This is a genomic window from Thiobacter sp. AK1 (assembly GCF_039822265.1).
Taxonomy (GTDB): Bacteria; Pseudomonadota; Gammaproteobacteria; order Burkholderiales; family Thiobacteraceae; genus Thiobacter; species Thiobacter aerophilum.
The window spans coordinates 344,164-360,490 of the sequence record NZ_JBAJEX010000001.1 but is presented as its reverse complement, the minus strand read 5'-3'; the positions used below and the strand labels follow the sequence as shown (position 1 = coordinate 360,490).

Below are 16,327 nucleotides of genomic sequence, written 5' to 3'. Positions count from 1 at the left end.
TGCGAACAGCAGCGGTTCACTCGCGGTCATGGAGAGGGCGCAGGACCTCACTCGCGGCTTGGGGCGAGTTCCGGCTCAATGCCTTCCACTTCGGGGATGGCCTTCGCGGGATGTTGGCGCACGATACGCTTGAGGGCATCGTCCACGCCGGGGCTAAGCACGCTACTTTGCTGGATGGGTGCGTCCGGTGCGGGTCCGCAGGGGAAATCGCGGTCGATGGCTGCCTCCGCGGCGAGCCAGTCGTCCAGCTCCCGGCCTGGGGCGAAGCCGCGCTGCTTTGCCAGGTAATAGGCGGCCTCGCGGATCATCGCCTCGCGTACCTCCAGGGGCAGGCCGCGCCAGGTGACGCCGGCGGGGGGCGGCTCAAGGCCCTTCAGGGTTTGCGGCATGGCGTCCTCCTATTCGTAACGCACGAAATTCTCGGCCAGGGCGTCGGGCCCGTATTCGTCGATCAACCCATCGATTTCCTCCAGCAGGCCCTCGTCTTCATCCTCGTCCAGCACGCCTTCCCCCACCAGGCGCGCGCCGATGCCGTCCACGATGGCCTCACGCACAGTTTCCAGGGTGGGCGGACTTTCCCGATTCTCGTCGTTGATGACCGTCTCGATGACGCGGGACAAGGCTTCGCTGGCGGTAGCGCGTACGAAGTCCGCGGCGGGCGCGTCCGGCCCATATTCCTCGATCAGCGTGTTGAGCTCGTCGAGCAGCGACTCGCTTACGTCGAAATGGTGTAGCCGCTCCGCCTCGGTGAAGGAAGGGGGCAGCAGGCCCATGAGAAAGTCACGGGCGGTGGCCAGGGTAGGCGGCTCATCCGCATTGGGATCGTTGACCAGCTTTTCCAGCAGGGCGGACAGCCGGGGCGAAACCAGGGTGGAGATGTCCAGGGGATTTCGAATCATGATGGTTCCTCGTCAAGCCGTGGCGGGTCGACGGGCCCGCCTCTTGGCAATATAGCAGCCTTGCTGACGGTGGGGTTGCTGGGCCTCAGTCCGTGCCCCAGTGGGGGGTGGGGATGGGCTCGCCCAGGTCGGCTTCCACCAGGCGGCGGCGCACGTCCAGCAACTGTTCGATCAGATGCGGTTCGAAGCGGGCGTAGGCTTGCGCGTCCGGCACGCGCTTGACCACCACCCCCAATAGCTCGGTGATGGCGTTGCCGATGGAGTTCTGGCTGATGGTGACGACCAGATCGCCCTGATCGTTGCGATAGATGAGCTGTTTGAAGGCCGGCTGCCAGCGGATGGAATTCGCATATTTCGCGTCGCGGATGCAGCGGTCGCGCACCATCTTGGCGGTGCGCAGGAAGTCGTTGTTGAACAGCAACTTCTCTTCCACCAGTTGCGGGAAGTAGAGGTCGCGCGGAGGCGGCGAATTGCGCGTGGAGACCTGGCCGAAGAAGGTGCGATAGAAATCCAGGAAGCCTTTGAGCAGCGTGTCATAGTCCTTCCAGAACGCCACTTCGCGCAGCGCCGCGGCACCGCCGCTCACCTGCCAGCTGGGTAGGCCTTGGGGATACCCGGTCAGGGCGAGGCGACAGGCGCTGTCCTCGCAGGGCTTGAGCAGGTGGAAGTCCAGCTCGCTGAAAAAAGCCCGGTACACATCGCGCATATAGGCCTGGAACAGGGAATGTTGCCCGCCATCGGTGAGGTTGGGATTCTCGGGATCGGCCAGAGGCGCTTCTGCCAGCACCTGCTTGTCGAACACGATGAAATGATTGTGCAGCATGCGGATGGAAGGCACGCCGGGCGAGGTGAGGGGCCAGGTAGCGTCCAGGCTGGCTTCGCCCGCCAGCACCAGATGCCGCGCCGGGTCGGGATAGCGTTCCAGCATGTACTCGATGAGGATCTGGTTCATGCGGTTCCAGATGTGCTTTACCGGATCCGGCACCTGGGTACGGCGTACCGGCCGTCCCAGAGGGTCGAGGATGCGCTGCGATGTGTTGTAGATGATGGAGGCGTCGAACACGTTGCTGTGCCCCAGGGCCTTGCGGTAGAGGAGCAGGTCCTCTGGGTTGCGCAGCAGGCCGTTGTTGTGCACCAGATCATTGAGGTTCTCGGTGCTGTTGAAGAACTCGTTGGGCTTCATGCCCTCCGGCACTTCCAGGGGAATGGGACGGAAAGGGGTGATGATCTCGCGGGGTCCAGACTGCATGACATCATGGCTCCAATGACAAGCGGCCCATGGTAGCCCATCCGCGACACAGGGTGAAGAACTGCGCCACTTTGCCACGCGACCATGGGCTGCTCGCTATCGAGACATGCTGCGCTGGATGATGAGCCACGCGCTTGGACGCTTTCTCGTCATGCTCAGTAAGGCAGCGTCTGACGCAACGAAGTCTCGACGGCAGCGCGCCGATCTACGCATGGTGCGGGCTTGCCTTTGCCCTATCATAGGGGACCCCATGCGAGAAGGAGAAACCCCATGAGCTTCACCGTCTATCAAGTGACCATCCCGCCCCTGGTGCGCATGCTGAACAATCTGGCCGTCATCCTAAACAAGGCCGCGGCCCATTGCGAGGCACAGGGCATCGACCCGCAGGCGTTGCTGCGCTTTCGCCTCTTTCCCGACATGTTCCACTTCACCAAGCAGGTGCAGGTGGCTTGTGATCATGCCAAGAATGCCGCGGCCCGTCTTGCGGGTGTGGAGGGACCGGCTTTTGGCAACGACGAACAGAGCTTCGCCGATCTGGTGCAAAGGGTGCGCAAGACCATCGCCTGGTTGGAGAGCTTGCGCCCGGAGCAGTTCGAGGGAGCGCAGCAGCGCGACGTGGTGATCCGTCGCGGCGAGAGCGTGGTCACTTATCGGGGCGACGATTATCTGCTCAACCGCGCCCTACCCAATTTCTATTTCCACGTCACTACGGCCTACGACATCCTGCGCCACAACGGTGTGCCGCTGGGCAAGCGCGATTATCTGGGTACCGCCTGATGAGGAAGGGCGCGCATCGGGCTTCGTGCGTCATCACACACGCTGATTCATGGTCTGGAGTTTTCGGAACTGGCGGCGCCGAAGGCTGCTCAAGCATCATCCCCTGCCGGATGCGCTCTGGCAGGCGGCGGTGCGGGACATGCCGCTCCTTGCCGGCCTGAGCGAGGCGGAACTGGCACGACTCAAGGAGTGGGTAACGCTGTTCCTGCACGAAAAGGCCATCACGGCGGCGGCTGGTCTCGTGCTCACCGAGGCCATGCGCCTCAACATCGCCATCCAGGCTTGCCTTCCCATCCTCAATCTGGATCTGGATTACTACCGCGGCTGGGTGGAAGTCATCGTCTATCCGGACGAGTTCGTGCCCGAGTACGAGTACACCGACGAACACGGTCTGGTGCATCACGTGCGCGAGCCCATGAGCGGCGAGGCGTGGCTTGGCGGTCCGGTGATCCTTTCCTGGCGGGATGTCGGTGGCGGACACGGTATCCCAGGCTACAACGTGGTGATCCACGAATTCGCCCATAAGCTGGACATGCAAAACGGCGAGCCCAATGGGTTTCCGCCATTGCACCGCGACATGAGCAGGCAGGCGTGGAGCGAGGCTTGGCGCACGGCCTACGAGGATTTCTGCCGCCGCGTGGCGGCAGACGAGCACACGCCCATCGACCCCTACGCGGCGGAGAGTCCGGGGGAGTTCTTCGCCGTGCTAAGCGAGATATTCTTCGAAACGCCGGAGGCGCTCTTGCAAACTTATCCGGCGGTGTATGAACAGCTCGCGCGCTTTTATCGCCAGGATCCGGCGGCGCGCCGCGCCCTCACGGTGCCTTCTCGAATTTCAGCGCCACCGAGTTGATGCAGTAGCGCAGGCCGGTGGGCGGCGGGCCGTCTTCGAACACATGCCCGAGATGGGCGCCGCAGCGGCTGCAGGTGACCTCCGTGCGCACCATGCCATGACTGTGGTCGATCTCGGTGGCGATGCGCTCGGCCGAGATGGGCGCCCAGTAGCTGGGCCAGCCGGTGCCGGAATCGAACTTGGTCGCCGAGCTGAAAAGTGGGGCACCGCAGCAGGCGCAACGATAAATGCCGGCCTCGTGGTGGTCCCAGTAGGCGCCTGTGAAGGCCCGCTCGGTGCCCTTCTCGCGGCACACGCGATACTGCTCCGGCGTGAGTTGGGCGCGCCACTCTTCTGGCGTTTTGCTGATTCTCTCACTCATGGCTTTTCCTCCTCGCGAAGCGCTATGGTAGCCCAGCTGGCCGCCGCAAGTGGGCGTAGGCCGGCAGCGTCTGTAGGCGGCTGTCCTCCAGTGCAGCGCCCACGGTGAAGTGGTACAGGTCCTGTAGGGCAGTACCCGCAAGACCCAGCAGTTCGTGGGTGGCATCGTCGAAGAAGCAGCCAATGCCTGTGCCCTGTAGTCCCGCTGCTTCGGCTGCCAGGTACAACACCTGACCAATCAGTCCGGCTTCCCAGTGGAGCTGACGATAGATCCAGGGGCCCGCCTTCAGGGGTCCAGCGAATTCGGCCAGCATGGCCACGGCGAAGGCGCCATCGGCGGCGATGTCCTGGTGGCAGGAAAGGATGCGGGCCGCGGCGCGCGCATCGCCCGCGTGCAGCCGGTAAAGGGGCAGATGGGCGGGCGTATCTTCCGCACGTTGCCACGCGAATGCGGGCGAGAAGGCGGTGCGCAGTTCAGCCTCCGCCTCAGGCCGCCGGGGGAGTACGTAGAGACCCGGTGCCAGCCCTTCCACCCGATGCACGAACAGGACCAGATGCACACGCGGCGCCCAGCTAAGGGCATCAAAGGGTGCAAAGTCGGGGCGCGGCAGGGTCAGATCCAGCATGGAATGAAAGGCGGCGAGGGACGCGCCGGTGGTCCCGTCGAAAGCCTGGGCGCTGCGTCGTTGGCGGATGAGCCGGGCGGCGGGCACGTCACCCCCTTCGGGGGCGGGCGGGGGGCGTAGTGGCGGCGTCCAAACCCACGCTTGGGTCGCCGGTTTGCGGGTGGCCTGGGCCACTTCCTCGATCACCGGCCAGTCGTGGGCGTGATGGGGCGAGAGGCGGTTCGCCCGTCCGCGCCAGTCGCGGGTGGCCTCGATCAGGGGCTTGAGGGGCCAGTCGGCGGGCAGGGGGCCGGGTCCCACCAGCAGGACGAGGTCGGGATGTTCGCCTTCCGCGTCTTGGAAATCCGGCGTCCGGTCAAGGCCCAGCAATGCGGCGATGTCCGCATCCGCCGCGCCCTCCAGCAGGCGTGCCTGCCAACCCAGGGTCGCTGCGGCGAAGCGCAGGGCGGCAGCCGCATGGCCGGCGTCGTGCTGACAGTAGCGAAAGGCCCGCTCTCCGTACTTCCAGGCCTCACGCCAGGCGATGGCAGATAATCCCACTAGCAAACAGCTCGACGGCAGCAGAGGGGCGCTCGCCTCAAGGACGGCGCGTCGTTCCAGCACATGATCGCGGCTCAGGTAGTGGTAGACCCCATCGTCGAGGCCCGGGCAGTCTTGGATCACCAGGTAGCCTTCGGTGGGGTGGAGGTTGCCGCTGCTGGGATTGCAGCGCAGCGCCCAGCGGCTGCCAGCATAGGCTTTCCACGCCGCAAGCCCCAGGGCGAGCTCCAGGAGGGCCGCTACGCTGGCCACACCCAGCGGACGCGGCGATAGCCCACTCGCTTTAAGCGACTCGGCCCAGGTGGTCGCGGGATGCCCGGGGGCGAGCAGCGGCAGCTCGACGCGTGGCGCGCCGATGAAGTGGCGGAAGGGATCGGGCTGGGTGGCCCAGTCGAGTCCGCGCGGTCCAGCGGCATAGCGCTGGAGATGGTGTTTGCTACGCGCGTGGTAGCCGAGCACGATGTCGAGGTTGGAAGTCATGGCATGCTGCAACGAAACGCCACCTTACCACGCCCTGATGTCAAGGGCAGTGGGCAGCGGTAGCATGGCAAGATGGCAAGGAGGGCATATCGTTGAAGCGCGCCCGTGAACTCGTGTTCGGTTTGACCCGGCTAAAGAAGCCCGTGGCCGTGGCTTTGGGCCTGCTCCTATTCGCCCTGATCGCCGTGCTGGATGTCGTTGCGCCGCCCGCCCTCAATGCCCATGCGCTGTTTCTTTTGCCCATCGTGCTGGTGGCCTGGAATGCAGGCGCGGCCTGGGCGGCGGGTTTCGCCGTGGCAGCGGGGATGGTGGCCGTTTTAAGCGGCCTTGCCTTCGGCCAACCTTATGCCGGCGTCAGCCTGCTGATGCTGAGCGCCCTGCTGCGCACGGCTGTATATCTGTTGGTGGCGCTCGCGATCGCGAAGCTGATGCGCCGTCTCTACGATCAGGAGTGCGCCCTGTCCCGCACGGATTTCCTCACCGGGCTGCCCAACCGATACGCCTTCTACGATGTGGTGGGCTGGGAGCTGGAACGGCAGCGGCGCTATGGCGGATCGCTCGCCGTCATCTACCTCGACTGCGATAATTTCAAGCAGATCAACGATCGCCTGGGCCACAGCGCCGGGGATGCGCTTTTGAAGACCGTGGCGCAGGAAATCGGCCGCAACGTGCGCAGCACCGACCTGCCCGCCCGCCTGGGTGGGGACGAATATGCCGTGCTGCTGCCTCAGACGGGCGGCGAAGCGGCGCTGGGCGTGGCCCAGGCTCTGCACAAGGCGCTCGACGCCGCCATGCGGGCCCATGGCTGGGATGTCACGTTCAGCATTGGGGTCGCGGCGTGCGATACGCCTGCGCGCGACGTGGATGCGCTCATCGAACTGGCCGACCGGCTCATGTACCAGGCCAAGCAGGGCGGCAAGGATCGTATCGCCTACGCCGCCCACCGGGAGCTAGCATAGGGGCAGGCGGCCATGCGCATCCCCTCGAGCGCGTGCCACGACCGGCTGCCTCGGGAGAAGGCTCTTGTGGGAAGGGCTTGTGCCGCGATCGATGCTCCAGCTGGCCCGCGCCAGTCGGCTTGCGAGATCCAAGGGCTTTGTGATGAAGCAGGTAGCGACGCGCGGTCTAGCTCGGCTGCCAACTCCCCGTAGCGTCCCGGCAGGCTTGCCCTTTGCTCATCACGCGCCGTCCATCGCGGATGCGCTCCATGGCGAACTCGCGGCAGTCGCGATCGTCGAGCTGGAAATTGCGGGTGGGAACGACCACGTACTCGATGCCGGTATTGGGATTGACCCAGACCACCCGCTGGCCAGGCGGCGCAAGTTCTAGTGTGTGACCGATGCAAGCGCGGTCCGCCTCGTCCAGGTCGCGCCCGATTTGGGCGCCGAGGACGGCCCCCACCACCGTGCCGACGATGATGGCCACCGTCCGCCCTTGGCCCTGGCCGACTTGGCTACCAATGGCCCCGCCCACCGCGCCACCCAGTACGGCGCCCACCGCCGCGTAGTCGCAGCGGCCGACCAGCACACCATAGTCGTGCGGCCACTTCTTGCCCGCATAGCCCAGGTAATAGGGATCATGCTTCTTGCGCCAACCATGGGCGGGGGCATGGGCGGGGGGATCGGCCCAGCCGGCCGGCGGCAGGAGGGCGAGCATCATGACCAAAAGCAGCAGAACGGTACGCAGGCGGGTCGGCATCGGCTATCCTTCTGTCATTGGAGCGACGCGCCTATTCTACCTGGCGGGCACCATGGCGGCAGATGAATGATTCGTCAGGTGGCAACACCGGGGGCATGGGCGTACCATGGCGCCGGCATCCCACTGCGGCGTCCTGTCCTACTGGGAAAGGAAGAGCGATGCGCATCCTGCTAGCCGATGACCATTCCTTGTTTCGCGAAGGTTTGCTGCACGTCCTCAAGGAGCTGGGCACCGAACCAGACGTGGTGCAGGCGGCGGATTACCCCGGCGCGCTGGAAGTGGCGGAACGCAACCCCGACCTGGATCTCGCCCTGCTGGATCTCAACATGCCGGGGTTGGATGGCCTCACGGGCGTGCGCACCTTCCGCGGCCGTTTTCCCCTGATTCCCGTGATCGTCCTGTCTGCCAGCGAATCGCCTGAAGACGTGCGGCAGGCGCTAGAGGCGGGGGTGCTGGGCTACATTCCCAAATCCTCCACGGCTCAGGTGATGCTGAGCGCCATTAAGCTGGTGCTGGCGGGTGGTGTCTATCTGCCCACGCTGCTATTGGCGCACGAGGGGGTGACTCAAGCCAGCCCGCCGCCGCGGCAGACGTCCGTGACGGGGCGGCGCGGCACACGGGGCCTGACGGAACGCCAGCTGCAGGTGCTGGCCTTGCTGGCAGAAGGCAAACCCAATAAGGTGATCGCCCGCACACTGGATATCACGGAGGGCACGGTGAAAATTCATCTGGCGGCGATCTTTCAGACGCTGGGTGTGAGAAATCGCACCGAGGCGGTGATCGCCGCCCAGGAAATGGATCTCGCACCCTATCGTCTCACTGGTTGAGCCTGCTTGCGCCGAGCACCAGTGGGCGCTGCCGTCGGTGCTTGGCGCTCCTGATGGTTCACCGCCCTGATCAGGGCGAGCGAAAGGGCACGGGCCTGTTCGATGCTGAGGTGGATTTGCGAGCCGGTTTCATCGCCTACGGTCAGCCGGATCCCCGTGGCAGCAGGCGAATGGATCGCCTCCACGTGCACCGGCGTGTGTGACGAGGATGGCGTGATTTTCATGGGACCTCCTTTGCCACGCGCGATGCGCGCAATTGGACCGCATCCAGGTTACCGGTGGGTGACGGCAATGGGAGCCCCGCCTTCGGCATATTCCGAAAGGCATAGACAAAAAAAGCCAGGCAGACCCTGGCTTTTCTCGTGGCTGAAAAACGCCGCTCAGGACGTGATGCGGCGTCGGTATTCGTGGGTTCGGGTGTCGATCTCGATCTTGTCCCCGCTTTCGCAGAACAGGGGGACTTGGATCTCGAAGCCGGTGGCAAGCCGCGCCGGCTTCATCACCTTGCCGGAGGTGTCTCCGCGCACGGCCGGCTCGGTGGTGATTTCCCGCACCACCGTGGTGGGCAGTTCCACCGAGATGGCCTTGCCGTTGAAAAATACCACCTCCACCGGCATGCCATCCTCAAGGTAATGGATGGCATCACCCATGTTGTCCGCCTCCACTTCGTATTGCTCGAAGTTTTCATCCATGAACACGTACATGGGGTCGGCGAAGTAGGAGTAGGTGGCGGGCTTGCGGTCCAGGACCACCACGTCGAACTTGTCGTCGGCCTTGTAAACCGTTTCCGCGGCAGCGCCGGTGAGCAGGTTCTTGAGCTTCAGTTTCACCACCGCAGCGTTGCGACCGGAGCGGTTGTATTCGGCTTTCTGGACGACCATCGGATCTTTGCCGATCATCACCACGTTGCCTGCGCGCAGTTCCTGTGCGGTCTTCATCATCCTGCCTCAATGTCAAAGCTGGTTCGAAAAACCCTCGATTATAACCTTTTCTCGCAAAATTGCACCAGGCGTTGTGCCAGACTCGGGTGACGGCCCAACTGCGCCGCCCAGCGACGGGCATGGTCGGCGAGCGCGGCCGCGTGGGCTACGTAGGCTTGCCAGGCGCGGGCTACGCCTGCCTGCCGGTTCCAGGCGTGCCACAGGGCCGCGAGGCCGGCCGCGGGCGCAGGTGCGAGACCGGCCCCATAGACGGCGAGAAAGGCATTTAGTTTCCGCCAGTGCACCTCGTCGTCCTGGGCGTAGATGTGCCAGGCGAAGGGACGCGCCGCCCACTGGGCGCGTACGAAGGAGTCCTCGCCCCGCACGAAGTTGAAATCGCAGGCCCAAAGGAGGCGGTCGTACTCGTCTTGGGGCAGGAAGGGCAGGACGTGAAGGGTAAGACGGCCGCGGCGGACGATGCGTCCGGTGGCGAGGGGCTCACCGAGCGCTGCCGCCGCCTGGGGCAGGAGCCGTCCTTCCGGCAGCAGGCAGAAGACGGGGTCCGGGCCCTCGACCCACAGGCGGAGCAATTCGGCCACGGCGGCGTTTTCGTAGGCAAACAACGAGATGCGCTGGGCCGCGGCTTGTGGTGGCGGCACACCCAGCCCCTGCCAGAAGGCCGCCTGGGCCGTGGGATCGGCCTGGAAGGCCGCGCGGCGATCGAACAGATCGGCCTCACGCAACAGGCCGCCGGTGTTGGGACCAAAGCCCGGGAAGAAGAAATACTTGACGAGGGGCAGACGGGGGTGGGGCGAGGCCAGCGCGTGGTAGTGCGCTACCCAGTCCTCGGCGCTCAGGTATTCCAGGTTGATCCACATCGGCGCTGGGGTGCGGCGCGCCATGGCCTCGACGAAGTTTTCCGGTAGCGCGCAGCCGAAGGCCTCGATGACGACCTCGTGAGGCCGCACCTGGGGAAAGGGGTGTGTCAAGCGGCGTACCTCCACGCCGGAAACGCTTTGTTCGGGAACATCAGGCTGGACGGCTGGCACCAGGCGTGACAGCACCGCGGGGCGGTCGATCCACAGCCTGACCACGAAGCCGTATTCCCGGGCGAGCTGGCGGGCTAGGCGCCAGCAGACGCCGGCGTCGCCGAAGTTGTCGATGACGGTGCAGAAGATGTCCCAGCTTTGGCACGACATGGCGCGCATGCTAACTGAGATGGAGGGCTGTGGGCACTGGCCATGGGCAAGGGCGCGTTATTCGCTCTTGGCTCCCTTTTGGCTGCGCTAGGGATAGACGAAACGCGCATGATGCCCGCCCAACGACAGGGTCACCAGCAAAGGGGCGCGAACGAAGCGAGTTGGCGAGTTGTGCTATCGCCCACCGGCGGTGCAGGTCAAGCGGCTGGTGAGGCGCGTCATGTTCATGGACCACGGTCGCATCACCCGTATCGCGTCGCTAAAGGAGGCGCTGGCGAGATCTGACTCGCCTGTGTTCGCGGAGGAAGCGCCAGTCACGGTGCGGTACGGGCGCCTGTGGGGGTGCGGCTTTCCCGGTTTGGCTTGCTTCGACGCGGGGCTATCCCTTTCCTCTTCCAGGCAAGGCCAATTCCCCCATGGGGTCAATCGTCTGCGGATCCTGGCGCGGGAGCTGGCGCTCGTGACGGAACGACCGAGGGGCGTGAGCATTCTCAACATGCGACTGGCCTCGCCGACGGCCCATTCGGTGGCGACGCTGCGCCTTTCTCCGGGGCTTGGCGCGTGGGGGCTGATCAAGTCGGTGGCGCTTCTGCTCTAACGGGAAACAACGCGAGTGTTTCCCCATCAAGGTTCGCCACGGCATGCGCCCGGACGTAGTCCGCGGCTCAATGGATTATCTGGGATAATCGCGCCATGCGCGTGCTCGCCTTCGATACTTCCACCGAATACTTGTCTGTCGCCCTGCGTGTGGCAGGCGACACCCTGAGCCGGGATGTCAAAGCGGCTCAGCAGCACTCGGATTGGCTTTTGGATTTTGTGCATGAGCTATTGGCTGAGGCAGGGCTCGCCCTCAACCAGCTTGATTGCATCGCCTTCGGCCAAGGTCCCGGCACCTTCACGGGACTACGTATCGCCTGTGGTGTTGCGCAGGGCTTGGCCTTTGGTGCCGATTTGCCGGTGGCGCCGGTTTGCACCCTGCTTGCCTTGGCGGCGGGCAGCCGCGCCGACCGGGTGATCACCTGTCTCGATGCCCGCATGGGGGAGCTCTATCATGCCGCCTTCCTCAAGGCCGAGGCGGGCTGGCAAACCCTTGTCGGCCCCAACCTGTGTGCGCCAGAGGCAAGCCCAAGCGTCGAAGGCGGCCATTGGACAGGTGTGGGCAGTGGCTTCTCCGTGCATCACGAAGCGCTTGCGCGCCGCTATGCCGGACAGCTTGTCCGGGTGGATGGCACAATGTTCCCCCACGCCGCCGACATCGCCGCTCTGGCCGAGGCCCAGGGGCCTGCCGCCTGGATCGACCCGGAGCAGGCGGCGCCTTTCTACCTGCGCGACAAGGTCGCCCTGAAAACGAGTGAACGATGAGTGCCGTGCTGGAGAGCAAGCCCGCGTTCCGACCCATGCGCCGGGAGGACCTGGCGCGGGTAATGGAAATCGAACGGGACCTCTATCCCTTTCCCTGGAGCGAAGGCAATTTCCGCGATTCTCTCCAGGCCGGTTACAGCTGCTGGGTGTGCGAGCGAGCCCGAGCGGTGGTCGGCTATGCGGTGTTGATGCTGGCGGCCGGTGAGGCGCACGTGCTCAACATTGCCATCGCTCGCGCGTGGCAGCGGCAGGGCCTGGGGACGGCCCTGTTGCGGCATCTCATCGCCCTGGCGCGAGATTATGGGGCGCGGGAAATGTTCCTCGAGGTGCGGCCCTCCAACGAGACCGCCCGTCGCCTCTACCATGGCATGGGTTTCAACGAAATCGGGCTGCGGCCTCGCTACTATCCCGCTCACGGCGGCCGCGAGGATGCGATCCTGATGGCGCTCACCCTATGAAGGCGCTACCCCCCGCCTGGCTCGATGAAATGGAGCTCGCCCCGGTTTGGCGGCTGCGTGCTGCGACACCCTCCCCTTCCCACGCCGTTTTCGATGCCGCTCAGATGGACTGGGCCACCCTCAAGGCAGCGGTGGCCCACTGCACGGCGTGCAGGCTCGCCGCCAGCCGCACGCAGACCGTGTTCGGCGTGGGCGACGAGAGGGCCGACTGGCTGTTCGTGGGCGAGGGACCAGGCGCGGAGGAAGATCTCAAAGGCGAGCCCTTCGTCGGTCAGGCAGGCAAGCTGCTGGACAACATGCTGGCGAGCATCGACCTTAACCGCGGCGAGCGCGTGTACATCGCCAATGTGGTGAAATGCCGACCGCCGGGCAACCGCAATCCAGAATCGGACGAGATCGCCGCCTGCGCGCCCTGGCTCGATCGCCAAATCGACCTGATCGCGCCGCGTCTCATCATTGCCTTGGGCAAAGTGGCGGCGGTGCGCCTGCTGGGACGGGAGGCGAGCATCGCCAGCCTGCGCGGCAAGCTGTGGACGTACCATGGACGACCGGTGATCGTCACCTATCATCCGGCCTATCTGCTGCGCAATCCAGCGGACAAGGCCCGCGCCTGGGAAGACCTGTGTTTCATCCGGGAGCAGATGCAACGCTTGCAGGCGCTGCCCCGGCCGACGCCCTGAATTTCTTTACGAAGGAGGCTTCATGCGCAAGCTCGTATCGTCATTGTTTCTGCTGGTGGTGGTCTTTGGCCTGTCGGGTTGCGGCTACAACCGGTTGCAGGCCCAGGACGAGGCCGTCAAGGCCGCCTGGTCCGAGGTGCTCAACCAATACCAGCGGCGCGCCGACCTGGTGCCCAACCTGGTCAACGTGGTGAAGGCCTATGCCGCGCACGAAAAGGAGGTGCTGACCCAGGTCACCGCCGCGCGGGCGCGGGTGGGCCAGATCCAGGCCACGCCTGAGCTCATCAATGATCCCCAGGCCTTCCAGCGGTTCCAGGCGGCCCAGGGCGAGCTCTCCAGTGCGCTCGCGCGCCTTTTGGTGGTGGCGGAAAACTACCCCCAGCTCAAGGCCGATGGCCTGTTCCGGGATCTGCAAGCGCAGCTCGAGGGCACCGAAAACCGCATCGCCGTCGCGCGCAACCGCTACATCCGCGCCGTGCAGGAATACAACACCACGGTGCGCCAGTTCCCCAGCAACCTCACCGCCATGCTGTTCGGCTACCAGCCCAAGCCCAACTTCACCGTGGACAACGAGAAGGACATTTCCAGGGCGCCGCGGGTGGATTTCGGCGCGCCCGCGCCGGCGCCTAATCCCTCGGGTGCGGAGTATTCACCTCACTGACCGTGAGCCCGCATCCGTGAGCATTCTTCTGCGCCTGTGGCTGTGCGCCCTGTGTTGGCTGCCGCTTGCCCACGCCCAGCAGCCAATTCCCCCTTTAAGCGCACGGGTGATGGACCTCACCGGCACGCTCTCGCCAGCGGAGCGGGCCGACATCGAGCGGCGACTGGCCGATCTGGAAAGGCGCAAAGGGACGCAAATCGCCGTGCTCATCGTCTCCACCACCCAGCCGGAGACCATCGAGCAGTACGCACGGCGGGTGCTGGATCAATGGAAGCTGGGCCGCAAGGGCATAGACGACGGTGCCCTGTTGCTGGTGGCGAAAGACGACCGTCGGCTGCGCATCGAGACCCAGTACGGTCTGGAGGGTGTGATTCCCGATGCGGTGGCCAAGCGCATCATCGAGGAAGACATCGTACCCCATTTGCGAGCCGGCGATTTCGCCGGCGGCATCCGCGCCGGTGTGGAACGCATGGTGGCGCTGGTGGAGGGCGAGCCTCTACCACCGCCCAAACCGCCGCAGCGGGACGGCGGGTTTGGCGAGCTGCTGCCGGTGCTGGCCTTCGTTGTCTTGTTTGCCGGGCGATTGTTGGGCGCGCTCTTTGGTCAACTTTTGGGCGCGACCCTCGGGGCCGTGCTAGCGGGGGGACTGGTCTGGCTGAGTCTGGGCTCCCTGCTGTTGGGGCTCGCGGTGGGTTTCGTCGTGTTCGTCCTGTTGCTGGCGACCTTGGGCGGCGGTGGCGGCTGGGGTGGCCTTGGGGGCGGTTGGAGCAGCGGGGGCGGCTTCGGGGGTGGAGGCTTCAGCGGCGGGGGCGGCATGGGCGGAGGCGGCGGTGCCTCTGGTCGTTGGTGAGGGTCAGACCATGAAGCTTGCTCGCCTGTTGCGACATCTGGTTTTTCCACCCTGGTGGCTACGGGTGCGCTTCCCTCGCCGCACCCTGATGGCGATAAAAGAGGCGATTCGCGCCTCGGAGCAGACCCATCGTGGCCAGATCCGCTTCGCGGTGGAGGCGAGTCTTCCCCTGCCGGCCCTGCTTCGGGACATCACACCGCGGCGCCGAGGGCTGGAGGTGTTCGCGCAGCTCGGGGTATGGGATACCGAGGAGAACAACGGTGTGCTGATCTATGTGCTGCTCGCCGACCGAGATGTGGAGATCGTCGCCGACCGGGGCATTGCGCGGCACGTGCCGGTACAGGCGTGGCAGGCCATTGCCCGCCGCATGGAAAGCGCCTTTCGCCAGGGCCGGTTCGAGGAAGGGGCGCTGGCGGGCATCGCCGCGGTTGGCGGCTTGCTCGCCCGTCATTTTCCGGCCAGCGGGACGTCGGCCAACGAACTACCGGACTGGCCCCTACTCCTCTGACGCACTGCCACTGGGCCGCGTGGGCCTAGGGATGGCTGGAGGTGCGCGCCACTTCCAGCAGGCGCTGAATCTCGGGGCCGTGCTCCCGTGAGTTGCGGCGCTGCCATAGAATCACCAGCAGCATGGTGGCCGAGACCGCCAGGCCGAACAGGACGATGGCGACGTTCACCGAGACGCCCAACCGGCCCAGCAGGTAGTAAGCCGCGACCATGATCAGGATGCCGGCGTTCTCGTTGAAATTCTGCACCGCGATCGAGTGTCCCGCACCCACCAGGATGTGGCCCCGGTGTTGCAGCAGCGCGTTCATGGGCACCACGAAGAAGCCCGCCGCCGCGCCGATGATAACCAGCACGGCCTGCGCGGTGACGGGGTCCTTTACGCCGATCATCACGCACACCAGTAGCCCCATGGCGACACCCACGGGCAGCACCGCTAGCGCACGCTGGATGGGAATGAGCCACGCCGCGACCACGGCCCCGACCGCCATGCCCAGGGCGGCGATCGCCTGCAGCTTGGTGGCGTGTTCCACGTCCAGGCCTAGGGCTACTTTGGCCCAGTCCAGAACGATGAATTGCAGGGTAGCGCCAGCGGCCCAGAACAAGGTGGTCACCGCGAGCGAGATCTGGCCCAGCTTGTCCGTCCACAGGACCTTCACGCAGTGGCCGAAATCGCGTAGCAGATACCATGGATTGCGCTTGACCGGCTCGTGATCCACGCCGGTATTGGGGATGAAGAGGTTGATCAGCGCCGCGGCCAGATAAAGCAGTCCGATCACGGCGATGGCACCCGCGCTCGGCGTGTCCAGTGCAGAAAGATGCAAGCCCGTGAGAAAGGTACTGGCCGGGGGCAGCAAGAGCCAGCCGCCGAGGACGGTGCCCAGGATGATGGCCGATACCGTGAGACCTTCGATCCAGGCATTGGCCTTGACCAGCAGGCGCGGCGGCAAAAGCTCGGTGAGGATGCCGTACTTGGCGGGTGAATAGGCGGCGGCGCCCAATCCGACGATGCCGTAGGCCAAGAGTGGATCCACGTGGAAGAACATCAGGGCGCAACCCAGGATCTTGATGCCATTGCTGATGAACATCACCCGGCCCTTGGGCATGGAGTCGGCGAATGCCCCCACGAAGGCGGCTAGGACCACGTAGGAGACCGTGAAATAGAATTTCAGGAGTGGCGCGTATTGGGGGCTGGCGAAGAAGTCCCGCAGCAGCACGATGGCGGCGATGAGCAGGGCGTTGTCGGCGAGAGCCGAGCAGAACTGGGCGGCCATGATGACGTAGAAGCCGCCCGGAAGACGTTGCTGCGTGGAAGTCAAGGGTGAGACAGTCGGCGCGCGCGCCGGTCGAAAAAACAATAGGGCTTTATACCACGAAGCTCTGA

21 protein-coding genes are annotated in these 16,327 nt (G+C 65.1%); 11 read left to right on the top strand and 10 right to left on the bottom strand.

The genetic code is table 11. The features are described 5' to 3' along the window. Nucleotides 1–47: 47 nt before the first annotated feature. The 3 genes from V6E02_RS01905 to V6E02_RS01895 all read right to left on the bottom strand — a co-directional run bounded on the left by V6E02_RS01905 (nucleotide 48) and on the right by V6E02_RS01895 (nucleotide 2,148). The gene (locus tag V6E02_RS01905) at nucleotides 48–389 is read right to left on the bottom strand and encodes a DUF2934 domain-containing protein (RefSeq protein WP_347306593.1); all 342 of its coding nucleotides are present in this window, start codon (nucleotides 387–389) and stop codon (nucleotides 48–50) included. Between the two features lie 9 nt (nucleotides 390–398). After that, complete coding sequence (locus tag V6E02_RS01900; protein WP_347306591.1) at nucleotides 399–899, bottom strand: hypothetical protein; 501 nt, start codon at nucleotides 897–899, stop codon at nucleotides 399–401. Between the two features lie 85 nt (nucleotides 900–984). Next, nucleotides 985–2,148 (bottom strand): hypothetical protein, encoded by a 1,164-nt coding sequence (locus tag V6E02_RS01895; RefSeq protein WP_347306589.1) that lies wholly within the window; start codon nucleotides 2,146–2,148, stop codon nucleotides 985–987. Between the two features lie 270 nt (nucleotides 2,149–2,418). On the opposite strand from V6E02_RS01895, the gene V6E02_RS01890 reads away from it, so the two are divergent. Together V6E02_RS01890 and V6E02_RS01885 are read left to right on the top strand one after the other, a co-directional pair. Next, nucleotides 2,419–2,925 (top strand): DUF1993 domain-containing protein, encoded by a 507-nt coding sequence (locus V6E02_RS01890; RefSeq protein ID WP_347306587.1) that lies wholly within the window; start codon nucleotides 2,419–2,421, stop codon nucleotides 2,923–2,925. A gap of 49 nt (nucleotides 2,926–2,974) precedes the next feature. Further along, entirely contained in the window at nucleotides 2,975–3,778 is an 804-nt protein-coding gene (locus tag V6E02_RS01885) for a M90 family metallopeptidase (RefSeq protein WP_347306585.1), read from the top strand. On the opposite strand, the gene msrB is transcribed toward V6E02_RS01885, so the two are convergent. After that, on the bottom strand, nucleotides 3,741–4,139 hold the full coding sequence (gene msrB, locus V6E02_RS01880; RefSeq protein ID WP_347306583.1) for a peptide-methionine (R)-S-oxide reductase MsrB: 399 nt from the start codon (nucleotides 4,137–4,139) through the stop codon (nucleotides 3,741–3,743). The genes V6E02_RS01885 and msrB overlap by 38 nt on opposite strands. A gap of 22 nt (nucleotides 4,140–4,161) precedes the next feature. Continuing rightward, nucleotides 4,162–5,784: a nitroreductase family protein gene (locus V6E02_RS01875; RefSeq protein ID WP_347306581.1), complete on the bottom strand. Its 1,623-nt coding sequence runs from the start codon at nucleotides 5,782–5,784 to the stop codon at nucleotides 4,162–4,164. A 92-nt stretch (nucleotides 5,785–5,876) separates the two neighbouring features. Between V6E02_RS01875 and V6E02_RS01870 the strand changes: the two genes are divergently transcribed. Next, nucleotides 5,877–6,743: a GGDEF domain-containing protein gene (locus V6E02_RS01870; protein WP_347306579.1), complete on the top strand. Its 867-nt coding sequence runs from the start codon at nucleotides 5,877–5,879 to the stop codon at nucleotides 6,741–6,743. Nucleotides 6,744–6,909: 166 nt separating this feature from the next. Here V6E02_RS01870 and V6E02_RS01865 read toward each other — a convergent pair whose 3' ends face one another. Continuing rightward, nucleotides 6,910–7,482: an RT0821/Lpp0805 family surface protein gene (locus V6E02_RS01865; RefSeq protein WP_347306577.1), complete on the bottom strand. Its 573-nt coding sequence runs from the start codon at nucleotides 7,480–7,482 to the stop codon at nucleotides 6,910–6,912. A 158-nt stretch (nucleotides 7,483–7,640) separates the two neighbouring features. Between V6E02_RS01865 and V6E02_RS01860 the strand changes: the two genes are divergently transcribed. Further along, nucleotides 7,641–8,309: a response regulator gene (locus V6E02_RS01860; protein WP_347306575.1), complete on the top strand. Its 669-nt coding sequence runs from the start codon at nucleotides 7,641–7,643 to the stop codon at nucleotides 8,307–8,309. Here V6E02_RS01860 and V6E02_RS01855 read toward each other — a convergent pair. The 3 genes from V6E02_RS01855 to earP all read right to left on the bottom strand — a co-directional run bounded on the left by V6E02_RS01855 (nucleotide 8,291) and on the right by earP (nucleotide 10,437). Next, nucleotides 8,291–8,533 (bottom strand): hypothetical protein, encoded by a 243-nt coding sequence (locus V6E02_RS01855; protein ID WP_347306573.1) that lies wholly within the window; start codon nucleotides 8,531–8,533, stop codon nucleotides 8,291–8,293. The genes V6E02_RS01860 and V6E02_RS01855 overlap by 19 nt on opposite strands. A 156-nt stretch (nucleotides 8,534–8,689) precedes the next feature. Then, entirely contained in the window at nucleotides 8,690–9,247 is a 558-nt protein-coding gene (gene efp, locus V6E02_RS01850; RefSeq protein ID WP_347307098.1) for an elongation factor P, read from the bottom strand. Between the two features lie 41 nt (nucleotides 9,248–9,288). After that, the gene (gene earP / locus V6E02_RS01845) at nucleotides 9,289–10,437 is read right to left on the bottom strand and encodes an elongation factor P maturation arginine rhamnosyltransferase EarP (protein ID WP_430626752.1); all 1,149 of its coding nucleotides are present in this window, start codon (nucleotides 10,435–10,437) and stop codon (nucleotides 9,289–9,291) included. 211 nt (nucleotides 10,438–10,648) lie between these two features. Between earP and V6E02_RS01840 the strand changes: the two genes are divergently transcribed. The 7 genes from V6E02_RS01840 (at nucleotide 10,649) to V6E02_RS01810 (ending at nucleotide 14,947) form a co-directional block, all read left to right on the top strand. Further along, nucleotides 10,649–11,026 (top strand): hypothetical protein, encoded by a 378-nt coding sequence (locus V6E02_RS01840; RefSeq protein ID WP_347306569.1) that lies wholly within the window; start codon nucleotides 10,649–10,651, stop codon nucleotides 11,024–11,026. A 95-nt stretch (nucleotides 11,027–11,121) separates the two neighbouring features. Continuing rightward, complete coding sequence (tsaB, locus tag V6E02_RS01835) at nucleotides 11,122–11,790, top strand: tRNA (adenosine(37)-N6)-threonylcarbamoyltransferase complex dimerization subunit type 1 TsaB (RefSeq protein WP_347306567.1); 669 nt, start codon at nucleotides 11,122–11,124, stop codon at nucleotides 11,788–11,790. Beyond that, on the top strand, nucleotides 11,787–12,248 hold the full coding sequence (gene rimI, locus V6E02_RS01830) for a ribosomal protein S18-alanine N-acetyltransferase (RefSeq protein WP_347306565.1): 462 nt from the start codon (nucleotides 11,787–11,789) through the stop codon (nucleotides 12,246–12,248). Before tsaB ends, rimI begins: the two co-directional genes overlap by 4 nt. Continuing rightward, complete coding sequence (locus V6E02_RS01825; RefSeq protein WP_430626751.1) at nucleotides 12,245–12,928, top strand: uracil-DNA glycosylase; 684 nt, start codon at nucleotides 12,245–12,247, stop codon at nucleotides 12,926–12,928. The genes rimI and V6E02_RS01825 overlap by 4 nt, the downstream gene beginning before the upstream one ends. 22 nt (nucleotides 12,929–12,950) lie before the next feature. Continuing rightward, a complete protein-coding gene (locus V6E02_RS01820) occupies nucleotides 12,951–13,589 on the top strand; it encodes a LemA family protein (RefSeq protein WP_347306564.1) in 639 nt (212 codons plus the stop codon). 28 nt (nucleotides 13,590–13,617) lie between these two features. Beyond that, nucleotides 13,618–14,439 carry a TPM domain-containing protein gene (locus tag V6E02_RS01815; RefSeq protein WP_430626759.1) on the top strand — a complete coding sequence of 274 codons (822 nt, stop codon included), beginning with the start codon at nucleotides 13,618–13,620 and terminating at the stop codon, nucleotides 14,437–14,439. Between the two features lie 10 nt (nucleotides 14,440–14,449). Next, nucleotides 14,450–14,947 (top strand): TPM domain-containing protein, encoded by a 498-nt coding sequence (locus tag V6E02_RS01810; protein ID WP_347306560.1) that lies wholly within the window; start codon nucleotides 14,450–14,452, stop codon nucleotides 14,945–14,947. Nucleotides 14,948–14,972: 25 nt separating this feature from the next. Here the strand turns inward: V6E02_RS01810 and lplT are convergent, their stop codons facing one another. Then, complete coding sequence (gene lplT, locus V6E02_RS01805) at nucleotides 14,973–16,262, bottom strand: lysophospholipid transporter LplT (RefSeq protein ID WP_347306558.1); 1,290 nt, start codon at nucleotides 16,260–16,262, stop codon at nucleotides 14,973–14,975. Nucleotides 16,263–16,327: the final 65 nt, after the last annotated feature.